This window comes from uncultured Comamonas sp. (assembly GCF_964277875.1).
GTDB classification, from domain to species: domain Bacteria; phylum Pseudomonadota; class Gammaproteobacteria; order Burkholderiales; family Burkholderiaceae_C; genus Comamonas; species Comamonas sediminis.
The window spans coordinates 246,537-260,059 of record NZ_CAXYJV010000047.1 but is presented as its reverse complement, the minus strand read 5'-3'; the positions used below and the strand labels follow the sequence as shown (position 1 = coordinate 260,059).

Below are 13,523 nucleotides of genomic sequence, written 5' to 3'. Positions count from 1 at the left end.
CGAAGGGTGATGGGGGTATGGGTGGGGGTGCAACCATATTTTTGCATATACTTTAGCCAATATGTACCCCCTGATTGACGCTAAACCATGCCACATGGGCCTTCTGGCGTCTCGCTCGTACCCCCGTGGGGTGCGTAACAGGTAGGCGTTGTACCTCCTAGCCAAGTGAGTTCACACACCATGTTGACCGATGTGCAATGCCGAAATGCCAGTTGCCCTGCTGATCGTAAACAAGCGAGATTTGCTGATTCCGGAGGGCTTTACTTGCAGGTGAGTCCGAATGGCTCTAAGCGGTGGTTCTACAAGTATCGAATCCAAAATAAGGAAAAGCAGCTTGCATTGGGCAGCTATCCGACAGTCTCCCTGACGGCGGCTCGCAAGGCGCGAGATATTGCCAAATTGAAGAAGTCGGAAGGTGTCGATCCGGTTCTGGCTCGCAAAATGGAAAAGCTCAAGGGCTTGGCAGTTGACGGAAGCGTGTTCAAGGTTGTGGCGTTGGAGTGGCACGCCAAACAAGTAGGGACATGGAGTGCCAGCCACGCCGAACGTACAAAGCGCCAGCTTGAACGAGATTTATTTCCATGGCTCGGTGATCGACAAATGGAAAGCATTGAGCCAATAGAGCTCCTGTCCGTTCTGAAGAAAGTAGAAGAGCGGGGTGCTATCGAAACGGCAGATCGAGGCCTGATGCTTGTTCGTCAAATATGGCGTTACTGGCTTCCAACTGCTGGAAAGGATCAGCGGGACATCACGGAAGGCTTGAAAAGTCGATTGCTGCCTTATCGTGGCAAGAATTTCCCGGCAATTGTTGAGCCGCAGCGTTTTGGTGAATTGCTTCGGGCTATGTATGCCTACAAGGGTGGCCCGATTGTCCGTACAGCGCTGTTGCTGGCGCCAATGCTCTATCAACGCCCCGGAAACTTGCGCATGATGGAGTGGACTGAGCTCGACTTGGATGCTGCCTCATGGACGATTCCGAGCGCGAAGATGAAGCGAACGGTGGAGGAAAAAGCCAACGGTGAGCCGCATGTAGTGCCTATGCCAACGCAAGCCGTGGAGCTACTGCGAGACTTGCAGAAGCTGACAGGGCGTAGTCTTTACGTCTTTCCCGGACAGCGTGACCATGAGCGCCCAATGTCAGATAACTCCGTGCGAAGCGCGTTGTATGGTCTCGGATTTGGGACTGAGCAGAGCTGGCACGGATTCCGCGCAAGTGCGCGCACCATGCTCGTTGACCAACTGGATCTTGATCCTTTGGCGATTGAAGCAAATCTGGCACATATGGTGAAGGACTCCAACGGTCGAAGCTACAACCGTACGAAATATTTGGCAAAGCGCTTTGAAATGGTCCAGCAGTGGGCCGACTACTTGGATCAATTGCGTTTGAAGCACGAAGTAAAAGCCTAGGTATGGTGGGGTGCTTGGCGGTGATTGCTCTGCAGATTCCAGCGTTGATGGCCTCGGCCACACTGGTTTTGCATCTGGAGGATGCCTAGCCCCAGTACCTGGTGTCTTTTGCCGTCAATGTGCTCGTGGATTATGTGAATACGAATGGCTCAGCAGCACGATCAAGACACACGCGTGCATCCGACGCAATGACGATCTGGCAGAGCCTTTGCTGGGGACACTGACCCCCTCCACTAGTGTCGAGGAGGGTTAGATCGGTCATGGTTTCGGTGGAGGCGAGTTTGGTGGTTCCGTTTGGGCGATCTGGGCCCAGCCGTGGTCGAACGTGAAGGTCCGTGCGTAGGCAATGGGGTTTTGGATCCTGAGCACCCGCGCATCCTTTCGGTCAGTTGCGTGCTCGACCACGTACAGCCAGTACGCGTCGCCCTTCGCGCGGGCGTAGTCGAATTGCGTGCGGGACAGTCCTACGGGCCGGTTTTCCAGACTACCCGTCATCGATTTGACCTCGACCCACCGAACTTGCTCGCCGCTGCCGTTGACCTCGAATAGGTCGAAACCGGGGTTGCCGTCGGGAGTGCGTTTCAGTCCAGGCTCGAGCGAGATGATAAGAGCGATGGCCTGATCCTCAATCTTCATTCTTGCTGCCTGATCGAGACCATCTGGATCGGATTCCTCGTCGTCGGGATGAGCGCCGAGGTAGGAAATGAACGGCCTTCCGCCAGCTGAGCTAGGCGACCGCTTCCCTTGCCCGCCGCCGCTGGTGCCACTGCCCTTGCCGCTTCCACCGGCGTGGCCGCCGCCTGAGCTGCCGTGTGTCCCGCCGTTGCCCTGCCCGCCACCGCGTGGCGTCCCGGTGCTAGTTTCCACTTGGCCGCCGCGCCTTGCGCCACCCGTCGCACCGTCGCCGCCATCAGGGTCAGAAGTGCCGGGAGGAATGTCCGGCATGCCATCGCCGTACAAATCTTTCGCACCTTCGTACACATCTCCATCGGGCGGAGCGTCGGCCTTCGATTCAGGTGCTGGCTCAGACTCCGGTGGGGGATTCGTGATACCCAACCGGGAAGTTAGGTCATCCACGCTGGTGATGCCGAGCTTCCTAAGCAGATCGAGAGCTGCTGGATCGATGCCTACCTCTTTGGCAAGTTGATCGATGATTGGCGGCTTGAAAAAAATCTTGGCTAGCAGGAAGGGATTGGACTTCCAGCCCAGGCTGTCGAACATTACGAGGCTCGGTGGCATAAGTTCGCCGCTCGCACTGGGTACCCATGCTGACTCATTAAGTGTGCGAAGAAATGCCGCTGGAAAGCTCGTCGTGTATTTGCCGTTGTGCGACCACGTATATGACCCTTCGAAGATACCTCGTCCGCGCCGCTCTTCAAGGTCACCCAAGCTCTCCCAGATCAGGTGGGCACGCTCGACGCGCTGCTCCTTCGTGAGTCCTGGAAGATAGTCAAGTAGGCCTTGAAGGCCTTGCAGTGTCCAGTCTTCCACGCGGTCGCTATACCCCGAAGTCTCCGCATGGCCCGCGCGAATGCGAAGCTCCTTCAGCCGGTCACTCTCGTGATGTTCAGCAGGCGCTTTCTCTGGCCGCGGGTACCGCAATGCTCCGCACGCTTCAAGCAGTTCGCGCATCGCTTCACCGCGCAGGCAGTCGTACTCGTCGTTGACGATGTGGATACCCGGAACACCGGCGAAAAGTTGCTTAAGGCGTTCGGTCGCGATGTAGATGTCGCCCGGTTTGGCGATGTACCGTTGACCATCTCCCGTATCGGCAATGACAACAAAACTGGTGTCTCGCAGTGCCAGACGGAGCTTTTCGCGCTGTGCTGAAGAATCGGTGCCGAAGGCCCCACGAATTCGTTCGATGTCGGCAGCGTAGTCATCCAGTGAGACCTCGCTTTGCTGGTACTTCGGCAGCACATTCAACACCACGTCATCGACTTGATCTGGTTCGGTGAGGCCGAGTGCAATGAGGAAGCTGCGCGCATCCGCCGATGCGCATACCGATGGTCGGATCGTCGGGAAACCAGTTTTGAGGGCGCTCGGCAGGAATGCCTTGGCTACCGCATTCTCGCGCGCGACGACGTGAGTGCCATCGTCAAGGCGAATCAATGGAATCTTGTCGAGGCCGCGACGCAGAGCTGCTTCTTGGCCACTCAGAAACTCATAGAGCCTTCGCACCCAGTCATCGGACTGGTCTTCAAGGAACGCCTTGGTCAGGCGAGGAACCAATGTGGCTGGCGTTACCTCGGCAACGTTCAGCTCCTGCATCAGGTAGGTGCGAATCTCCGGCTGTCGATCCGGGGTGATGTCACCCGTCAGCCATGCCGCTGCCTTGGAGCCGAACACCGCCTCAATCTGCTCCGGGCGGAACAGTTCGCGCAGCTCCTGCGTCCGCGCCAGTTTCGCCTGCGAGGCGGCGACAAAGCCCCCATCGAAGCGCGGCAGCAACGGCTCATTGAACAACGCCTTGCGGACCGTCTCGAAGATGGGCGTAAACATCGCCTCTGCAGGAAATTTCTCACGGTCGAGTGGCAAGCAGCGCAAGGCTGATGTGTCCAGCATCGCATTGTCACGCATCCAGCGCATCGCCTCTACCAGCAGGATGGACGTCTCCTTGATCAGATGCTGATTCCACGGCTCGCCGCGAGGAATGTTGTCGCGGCTGGGCGTCGTGCGATACGGCCCCTGCACGAGAAAGCCAAGATGGGTCGGCACCACGGTCGGGAAGAACACCACCAAAGGCGATGCTGCCACGGGCAGTACCGACCAGCTGCCCGGCGCATCCTTGACCGCAACCAGCGAGAAGGCGACTTCCACGCGACCGACCTTCTCTTGCGTGGCCGAGAACACGTTGCGGTGGAACACCAGCCAGTTCTGATCGACCTCGGGCCTGCCGGTTTCTTGGCCAATTACGGTGATGCGGTGGACGTTGTCGCCAAGCGCCTCTGGGCTGTTGCGCAGGTAGAATCCTGACGCACCTCGTTCGACGCTCCAATTGATCTCTTCGATGTTCCGCAAGAACAGCAGCGCGCCGGGCCCCAAATGCCGAAAGCCCGCTGTGATCTCCTTCTGCGCGGTGCCGTCGCCCGACTTCAGAGGCAGGACAATCTGTGTTTCATCCGCCCTTCGTTCCGTGCGGTCGGCCTGTTTCGGCTGCACGTAGTTCTCGATGGCAAAATCCTCGTCGCCCGAGTGAATCTCCGGGCGGGCGGTGAACGTGTAGACCGACTTGAAGCCGATGCCGAACCGGCCAATTGAGAACTTATCCTTCGTGCTTTCGGCGATGCCACATACGCCTCGGACATCGGCCTCATCGAACGGCCTGCCGAAGTGGGATAGCGTCAAGCGCGTCGGCGTCAGATCAAATGTGATTTTGCGAGGCCCATTCAGATCGCCGCGCCGGCCGAGGGCGTCTTCCGCGTTCTGGAGTAGTTCGAAGATGAAGTGTGTCCGGTCGTCGTACCGGTCGGCGAGCAGCATCGGGCCGATACGCCCGATGTCGGTACCGTAGCGCCGCTGGTTCTCCTCGCAAATTGCCTCGTAGTTCGATTGCACGGCCGTTCCTCTAGGTCAGGCACCGGTTCTGGTGCCAAGTTTGCTCAAGTTCGCCATTCATAAACTATTATGACAAAATGTTTCATCAAACCAAGCGCCGCAGATGACATGGGAAAACCGATGAGCGACCAGTCGGACGAGATTCTTACTATTGACGAGGTTGCCGCCTATCTGAAAGCAGGTAAGCGCACGGTCTATCGCTTGGCCGCCAGCGGCAAGCTCCCGGCATTCAAGCTCGGTGGTACGTGGCGCTTCCGTCGCGGCGACCTGGATCAGTGGATTGCCAGCAGTATCGGCAAGGTGATGGCGGATGACGACGAGGGAGCGGAATGACCAGCGCCGCTCTTCAGTCCAAGGCCAACCCACAGCAGCTCGAAGCCATCCTCGCCACCGATGGGCCGGTGCTCATCATCGCGGGTCCCGGTTCTGGCAAGACCTTCACGCTGGTCGAGCGCATCGTCTATCTCATCACGCAGAAAGGCGTCGCGCCGGAATCGCTGTTTGTCGTTACCTTCACCGACAAGGCCGCACGCGAGCTGACCACGCGCATCTCCAACCGGCTGACCGATCTGGGTATTAAGTTCAACCTGAACGAGATGTACCTCGGCACCTTTCACTCCGTCTGCCTGCGGCTGCTGGAGGATTTTCGCGAGTACACCCGACTCAAGCGCAGCTTCACGCTGTTCGACCAATTCGACCAGCAATACTTCCTATACCAGCGCATCAAGGGCTTCCGCGAACTACCAGACGCCCAGCTCGTCATGGGCGACGACCAGACAGGTCGCTGGGCACAGTCGGAAAACCTGCTCAAGTGGCTCAACAAGGTCAGCGAGGAGGCGCTCGACGTCACGACACTGGCCATTGCACCCGAAGTGGAAATCCGAGCGCTGGCCGCGTGCTTCGCCAAGTATCAGGAGCTGCTGCACGAGAACAATTCGCTCGACTTCTCCGGCATCCAGTACGAAGCCTTACAACTGCTGGAAAAGCACCCCGAAGTGCTGGCGCAGGTGCGCGAGAAGCTGTCTTACCTGATGGTAGACGAGTACCAGGACACCAACACCATTCAGGAGCGTATCCTCCTGCTGTTGGCTGGCGAGAAGATGAATCTCTGCGTCGTCGGCGACGACGATCAGGGCTTGTACCGCTTTCGCGGCGCAACCATCCGCAACATTCTCGAGTACCCCGCGCTGTTCGACAACGGCCAGTGCAAGCAGGTCAAGCTGACCGTCAACTACCGCTCGCACCCGGACATCATTCGCTTCTACAACGAGTGGATGAAGGAGCAGGTGTGGGACGACGGTACGCGATCCTTCCGCTTCGATAAGCAGATCCTGCCGCGCGATGACGACTTCCCAGACATGCCCACGGCGGTGCGGCTCGCCGCCAGCGACGACGAGGGCGACACCACCAACTGGCACGCCGAGGTGCTGGCCTTCCTCAACGGCTTGAAGGCGTCTGGCAAGCTGGCGGACTGGAATCAGGTCGCCTTTCTGTTCCGCTCGGTGAAGAACGACAAGGTGGTGGCGCTGGCGCGCTTCCTCGAAGCCGAGGGCGTGCCCGTGTTCTCGCCCCGCTCGAACATGTTTTTCGAGCGTGAGGAAGTCCGCCTGATGATTGGCGCGCTGATCTTCCTGTTCCCGCAGTTCCCGAAGGTTCGTGCGTGGGCGGAAGGCGTGCGTTTGGACATCTGGGACTACTACGACCAGCTCTGCTTCAAGCCCTTCACCGACGAGCTGCGCAAGCCGGAGAACAAGCCTCTGCTGGATTGGGCACGCCCGCTGGCCAAGCGCCACGCCGTACTCACGCAGAACACCGACTACGCCTTCTCTGGCCTGTTCTACCAACTGCTCCAATTCCCGCTGTTCTCTCGCTTTCTCACCGAAGAAGCCGCACAGGGCGTGGACAAGGGGCGCGCGGCACGCAACCTCGGCACTTTCTCCAAGCTGCTCACCAAGTTCGAGTACCTGCATTTCGTTAGCGTGTTGAACCCGCAGTGGCTGGAAAAGAACATCCGCGACCTGTTCAACCAGTTCCTGCGCTTTCTGCGGGACGGCGGCATTGGCGAGTACGAAGACGAATCCGAGTACGCGCCCAAGGGTTGCGTGTCGTTCCTTACCGTCCACCAGTCGAAGGGACTGGAGTTCCCGGTGGTGGTGTGCGGCTCGCTGGAGGCGGTGCCGCGCAAGCAATACGGTGCGCTGGATGTGTTGCTGGAGGATGGCGACTACCTCTCGAAGGAACGCTTCGAGCCTCTGGACCACATCAAGAACTTCGACTTCTGGCGGCTGTTCTACACCGCCTTCTCGCGTGCGCAGAACCTGCTCGTGCTGGCGGCGCAGGAGAAGCAAGGCCGGGGCAAATCGCCGTCGAAGTATTTCGATCGCCTGTTCTACGAGGTGCCGAGCTGGCGCGATGTTGATCTCTCGGCGCTGACCTACGAGGCGGTCAAGCAGATCAACCTCAAGCGCGAATACTCGTTCACCTCGGACATCACCGTGTTCGAGAACTGCGCCGAGCAGTACCGCTTCTTCAAGGAACTGGAGTTCGCCGCCATCCGCGAAAGCCCGATGCTGTTCGGTACCTTGGTGCATCAAACCATCGAGGACATCCACAAAACCGTGCTGCGCGGCGAGGAGCGCACCATCACCTTCGACGGCATCAAGAGTTGGTTCGCAGCCAACTACGCCCTGCTCTCGAAGAAGGAGCGCGTATACCTTGCGCCGAGCTCGCAGCAGGCAGCGCTGCTGCACGTGTTGCGCTACTACGAGCGCGAGAACGGCAATTGGGATCGCATCAAAGAAGCCGAGGTCGAGATTTCACTGGTCAAGGATCAGTACATTCTCAAGGGCAGCGTTGACCTGATTCGCGGTGAACAGGGCACGGTCGAGATCATCGACTTCAAGTCGGAGAAGAAGCCCGACATGGAGAAGGATCGGGAGCGACTGCGCCAGTACCAGAGTCAGCTGGAGGTATACGCCCATCTGGTCGAGGAGCGCACCGGCCAGAAGGTCAGCCGGATGCATTTGTATTACACAGGCGAGGACGGCGGGAACCCATACGTCTCCTTCAGCAAGGACGACCGCGCCATCGGCAAGACCATCGTGCGCTTTGACGACATCGTGGAGCGCATCGAACGGCAGGACTACGCCATTACTGCACGCCCGGCCAAGCTGTGCCAGAGCTGCGACATGCGCGCCTACTGCGACAACAAAAATTGGAAATTCAGGAATAACGACAAATGAGCAAAACTTCGCCCGCGCAGGAGCGCCTACAACTGACCACGCCCGATGGCAGCACCACCAACGTCGAAAAGTACGAGTTCGAACCGATCAAGGGCTACCCGATGCTCAACTGGCGCGGCAAGCGTCCGTTCACTTCGACGCAGTATTACCCGGCGCAACTGAAGGAAGTCCACGGCGAGGAAGTGGATGGCTGGCGCAACAAGATTTTTTGGGGCGACAACCTGCAGGTGATGAGCCACTTGCTGAAGGAGTTTCGTGGCAAGGTCGATATGGTCTATATCGATCCGCCATTTGACTCGAAAGCCGATTACCGCAAAAAAATTCACCTGCAAGGTAGCACCGTGACAGGTGACATGGCCGCTTTTGAAGAGAAGCAGTACGGAGATTTATGGAGCAACGATGAATACCTCCAGTTCATGCACGAGAGGCTTGTTCTGCTTCGGGAGTTGCTTACAGACGAAGGGAGCATCTGGGTTCAGTGCGATTGGCACCGCAGTCATCACATTCGCTGCTTGCTAGAAGAAATTTTCGGCTCTGCAAATTTTCTGAATGAGGTCATCTGGCAGAGAACCGATCCTCACAATGATGCCAAGAGTAGGCTTGGGATTATTCATGACACCATCTTCTGGGTTGCCAAGAAAAAGGAAAAGGTGTTCTACGACTGGCAAGCAGCTGCTAGCGATCTCTCCGATTCAGCACTCAGCGAATATAGCCTGGTACTTCTTGATGATGGGCAAGTGCTGGACTACTCAGAGGAGACTGCAAACCTTGGCAGGCGTTTCAAGGTGGAAAACACCACCTACAAGGGAAAGGACCCAAAGCGGCAATTTGAATGGCGCGGAGTAAGACCATCACCTAATCGCGTTTGGACTTACGCGACTCCTGAGGAGATGGATCAAGCGTTGGAGCGTGGAGAGTTGTATTTACGCGATCCCAAAAAGGGCTCGACCCGCTGCAAGGTGTTTTTTCATGAAGAGAGCAATGGCCGCCTGTTGCAAACAATCTGGACTGACTGTGGCCGCATGAAGGGCGGATCAGATTACCCAACCCGAAAGCCGGAGCAGTTGCTGGAGAGAATCATTACTGCCGCATGCCCTGCTGGCGGCATCGTCCTTGATACCTTTGTCGGATCCGGGACTACGGCGGTCGTCGCACAGAAGCTTGATCGGCGGTTTATTGCGGCCGACATCAATTTGGGCGCAGTTCAGTCGTCGACTAAACGTTTGATTGCCTCCGTTGATGGCCTTCGCCAAAAAACCGTAATTGGCGGAAAAAGTGTGTTCACTGGATTTGAGATTCACAACGTCAACAACTACGACATCTTCCGCAACCCCGTTCAGGCCAAAGAGCTGCTGATCGAATCGCTGGAAGTGCAGAAGCTCGAATTCAGCACCGTGTTTGACGGCGAGAAGGACGGGCGCATGGTAAAGATCATGCCCGTCAACCGTATCTCCACCCGCGCTGACTTGAACGAGCTGATTGCGGGCTTCGACTACAAGGCTTGGGAGCGCAAGCAGAATGAGTCCCCAAACCGTCCAGTCGAGAAGATCACCCTCGTCTGCATGGGCCACGAGCCAGACTTGGCCGCGCAACTGGAGCTGGCCGCTAAGCCCTTCAAGATAGCTGTGGAAGTGGTGGATATCTTGCGCGACAAGGCCGATCTGGAGTTCAAGCGCGACTCGCAGGCCAAGGTTGTTATCGAGAACGGCGAGCTGGTTATCGCGAAGTTCTACCCGATGAACCTGCTGCAAAAGCTCTCGCTGCAAAAGGAATCGATCGAGGACTGGAAAGAGCTGGTCGAGTCAGTGCTGATCGACTGGAACTACGACGGCGCGGTGCTGCAACCGTCGGTGGTGGACCTCCCGGGTAAGAACAGTCTGGTCAAGGGCGCGTACACCGTGCCCCAAGATGCGGGCACCATCCGCATCAAGATCACCGATCTGCTCTCTGAATCGTGGGAAGGGAGCGTGAGCCATGGCGACTAAGCGCACAGCCATCAAGGCAAACAGCAAGGGGGCCAGCAGCGCCAGCGCGTCGCTGGACTTCGCCTTCTTCCGCTTTCTCTGGCAATTTCACCAGGACAACCGGGGCAAGTTGCGCCAGAGCTACCGCGAGCTGACGCGCAAGTACCTCGACTTCAACAACCCAGAAAAGAATCCCAAGGCCTTCCTGCGTCAGCCGCAGTTCGAGGCGCTGGAAACCTACGTTTTCCTGAAAGAGTTTCTCGGCAACGCCAAGGTTGAGGAGATCTTCAAGGCGTGGTACGAGCGGAGCGGCAAGTTCGATGGCCGCAAATTCGGCTCCTTCCTCGGCACCGCTGGACAGGAGATGTTCCAGTTTGGCGAGTCCGACGAGCTGGAGCTTAACTCCTACAAAGTGCTGTTCGAGAAGATTCGCAAGAACTCGCGCACCTACCCCAACTACATCTTCGCGCTGACGATGGGCACCGGCAAAACCATCCTGATGGCGACCTGCATCTTCTATGAGTTCTTGCTGGCCAACAAATTTCCGAAGGACGTGCATTACTGCCACAACGCACTGGTGTTTGCGCCAGACAAGACGGTGCTGCAGTCGCTCAAGGAAATTGAGGCCTTCGACCTGACCCGCGTGGTGCCGCCGGAGTACGCCAACTTCCTGACCACGCACCTGCGCTTTCACTATCTCGAAGAAGCGGGTACCTCACTGGATACGCTGGATCGCTCGCGTTTCAACATCATTGTCTCGAACACGCAGAAGATCATCCTCAAGCGCCAGCACAAGGAAAAAACGCCTGCCACCAAGCTGTTCGGCGCGACCGGCGAAACTCTGGCCGTCAACGGCGTTTATGCCGACGCCGCTGACCTCTACAACTTCGATCAGCCAGAGGAAGAAGGCGAACTGACTACCAACCAGCGCTTCGAGAAGCTGCGCCGCCTGGAACAGCTCGGAATCTACGTGGACGAGGCCCACCACGCCTTCGGCAAGGCGCTGGCCAAGGACATGGGCGTTGGGGCCAAAGAAACGGACACCAGCCTGCGCACTACTATCGACGTTCTGGCTGCCAGCCTGAACGCTGCGGGCACGCGCGTGGTGGCCTGCTACAACTACACCGGCACACCCTACGTGGGGCGCGAGGTGTTGCCAGAAGTGATCTACGCCTACGGCCTGAAGGAGGCCATCGACAAGGGCTTCCTCAAAAAGGTGACGCTGCACGGCTACGCTAACACCCGCTCCGACGAGTTTGTCGACATCGCCATCGAAAACTTCCTGAGGGAGACGGACGGTCTTCGGCCCGAAGGGCTCTCCCCAAAGCTGGCTTTCTTTGCAGCCACTGTGGAAGAGTTGATGGAAGAGTTGAAGCCCGCTGTCGAGCATGCATTGCTCAGGCACGGCATTCCGACCTCGCGCATCCTGGTGAACGTGGGCGACAGCAAGATCACAACCAACGACGATATCCGCGAGTTCAACCGACTGGACACCGAAAGCTCGGAAAAGCAATTCATTCTACTGGTCAACAAGGGCCGCGAAGGCTGGAATTGCCGCTCGCTGTTTGGCGTGGGCCTGTTCCGCGAGCCCAAGTCCAAGGTGTTTGTACTCCAAGCTACGATGCGCTGCCTGCGTGCCATCGGTGAGGCCCAGCACACCGGCCACGTATTCCTCTCTGACGACAATCTCAATACGCTCAACGACGAGCTGCAGCAAAACTTTCGTATCAGCGCTGACGAACTGCAAAAAACAGGGAAGGAGAAGGAGCGTGTGCAAGTGCGCGCGGTCGAGCCGCCGGTTAAGATCAAGCTGGTGCGCGTGCGCAAGCTCTTCCAGATGCGCGAGAAGCAGCCGGATCATGGACAGGAACTGATGCCCGAACGAGCAAACCGGGAGAAGTGGAACGAGCTGATCGAAAAGTACCGTCTGATCGAAACACAGCAAGACGGCCTAACCGCCGCCGCTGCGGCGCGCGCTTCCGGTAGCCGCACTTTTGACCTGACCTCTCGCCGCGAGAAGCGCACCTTCTCACCCATGACGCTAGTGGCTGAGGTGTCCCGTTATCTCAACCGTAGCCCATTGGAGATCGAGGAGCTGCTCGACGCGACCAAGGAGGGCACCGGTGAACTGGTGGCCATCACTAACGAATTCAATGAGCTGCTGTACGAAGAGATCATCCCACGCCTGTTCCGCTTGCTATTTGAGCTTGACGAGTACGAGAAGAAGGACGAATACGAGGTTGATCTGATCAAGGTGCCCCCGAACGGCTACTACGAGGTGTCGGCGGCCAAGGACAAGATCGTGCGGATGCATGACACGCAAATCAAGGACGATGAGCGCGCCAAGAGCTTCCACCTCGACACCTATTGCTTCGACTCCGGCTCGGAAAACTGGCTGTTCTGGGATCTGCTGCGTGAACAACGCGTGAAGAAAATCTACTTCACCGGCATGCTGACCCACGGCCAGTCCGACTTCTTCATCCAGTACATCGACCCGGATTCTCGGACGGTCCGCAGCTATTACCCCGACTTCATCTTCCAGCGCGAAGAGTCGGACGGCAGCCTGAAGTATGTAATCGTCGAGGTGAAGGCCGATAACCAGATCGAGGATGCCGTGGTACAAGCCAAGAAGGACTTCGCCCAGCAGATTGCGGTGGCCAGCGGGATGGAGTACCGGATCTTTAAATCCTCAGACGCTGACAAGCGGCACTTTCGAATGTTGCTGTAGGTGCAGCTTTTCTGGCAATGGCGATTTCATCGCTTGGACGGTCTTTTCGCCTTGCTTGGCTAAAGACTGCCGGGGATTCAAGAACAGACTCATAAATAAAAAAGTTTCAGCAATATATCCTTGACGTGATGTTTCAGACGTCGACGGCATCGCCGAAGACCGTCGCGGCACGGTTTCAGTCTTCAACAGCCCATTTCCAGACATTCGTTCATTCAAGTCTGAGGTGGCTGAGTGCAAGGCGGTTAATGCATGGCTTATTGAGCGGGTAAAGGAGGGACTGGCCCCACACGAGTTGGGCGTCTTCGTTAGGTCAGAGCCTCAAATTTCACCAGCGGTGGCAGCCGTCATAGCGGCAGACATTCCGTTCAGCGTACTTGACGAGTATGTGGAGACAACAAATGGACAAGCCAGTGTCTGCACCATGCACCTGGCAAAAGGGTTGGAGTTCCGTGCGGTGGTTGTGATGGCCTTCAATGACGAGGTGATTCCATTGCAGGAACGCGTCGAGGCAATCACGGACGATGCCGACATTGAAGAATGTCTACAACACCGAACGCAACCTCTTGCACGTGGCCTGCACACGGGCGCGGGATAGGCTGCTTGTAACGAGCGCCGCCCCCGCGT

The 13,523-nt window shown here is 57.6% G+C and carries 6 protein-coding genes; 5 read left to right on the top strand and 1 reads right to left on the bottom strand.

Going from position 1 to position 13,523, the window contains the following annotated elements; genetic code table 11:
• Positions 1-180 precede the first annotated feature (180 nt).
• A complete protein-coding gene (locus ACHWUQ_RS20005; RefSeq protein WP_394682233.1) occupies positions 181-1,407 on the top strand; it encodes a tyrosine-type recombinase/integrase in 1,227 nt (408 codons plus the stop codon).
• 258 nt (positions 1,408-1,665) lie between these two features.
• Here ACHWUQ_RS20005 and ACHWUQ_RS20000 read toward each other — a convergent pair whose 3' ends face one another.
• On the bottom strand, positions 1,666-4,965 hold the full coding sequence (locus ACHWUQ_RS20000) for a sacsin N-terminal ATP-binding-like domain-containing protein (RefSeq protein WP_394682232.1): 3,300 nt from the start codon (positions 4,963-4,965) through the stop codon (positions 1,666-1,668).
• Between the two features lie 120 nt (positions 4,966-5,085).
• Here ACHWUQ_RS20000 and ACHWUQ_RS19995 point away from each other — a divergent pair, with 120 nt between their 5' ends.
• From ACHWUQ_RS19995 to ACHWUQ_RS19980, 4 genes are read left to right on the top strand one after another with little or no spacing between them, the layout of a single operon-like run.
• Complete coding sequence (locus ACHWUQ_RS19995) at positions 5,086-5,298, top strand: helix-turn-helix domain-containing protein (protein ID WP_394682231.1); 213 nt, start codon at positions 5,086-5,088, stop codon at positions 5,296-5,298.
• Complete coding sequence (locus ACHWUQ_RS19990) at positions 5,295-8,207, top strand: ATP-dependent helicase (RefSeq protein ID WP_394682230.1); 2,913 nt, start codon at positions 5,295-5,297, stop codon at positions 8,205-8,207. The genes ACHWUQ_RS19995 and ACHWUQ_RS19990 overlap by 4 nt, the downstream gene beginning before the upstream one ends.
• Positions 8,204-10,192 carry a site-specific DNA-methyltransferase gene (locus ACHWUQ_RS19985; protein ID WP_394682229.1) on the top strand — a complete coding sequence of 663 codons (1,989 nt, stop codon included), beginning with the start codon at positions 8,204-8,206 and terminating at the stop codon, positions 10,190-10,192. Before ACHWUQ_RS19990 ends, ACHWUQ_RS19985 begins: the two co-directional genes overlap by 4 nt.
• Entirely contained in the window at positions 10,182-12,899 is a 2,718-nt protein-coding gene (locus ACHWUQ_RS19980; protein WP_394682228.1) for a TnsA endonuclease N-terminal domain-containing protein, read from the top strand. Before ACHWUQ_RS19985 ends, ACHWUQ_RS19980 begins: the two co-directional genes overlap by 11 nt.
• Positions 12,900-13,523: the final 624 nt, after the last annotated feature.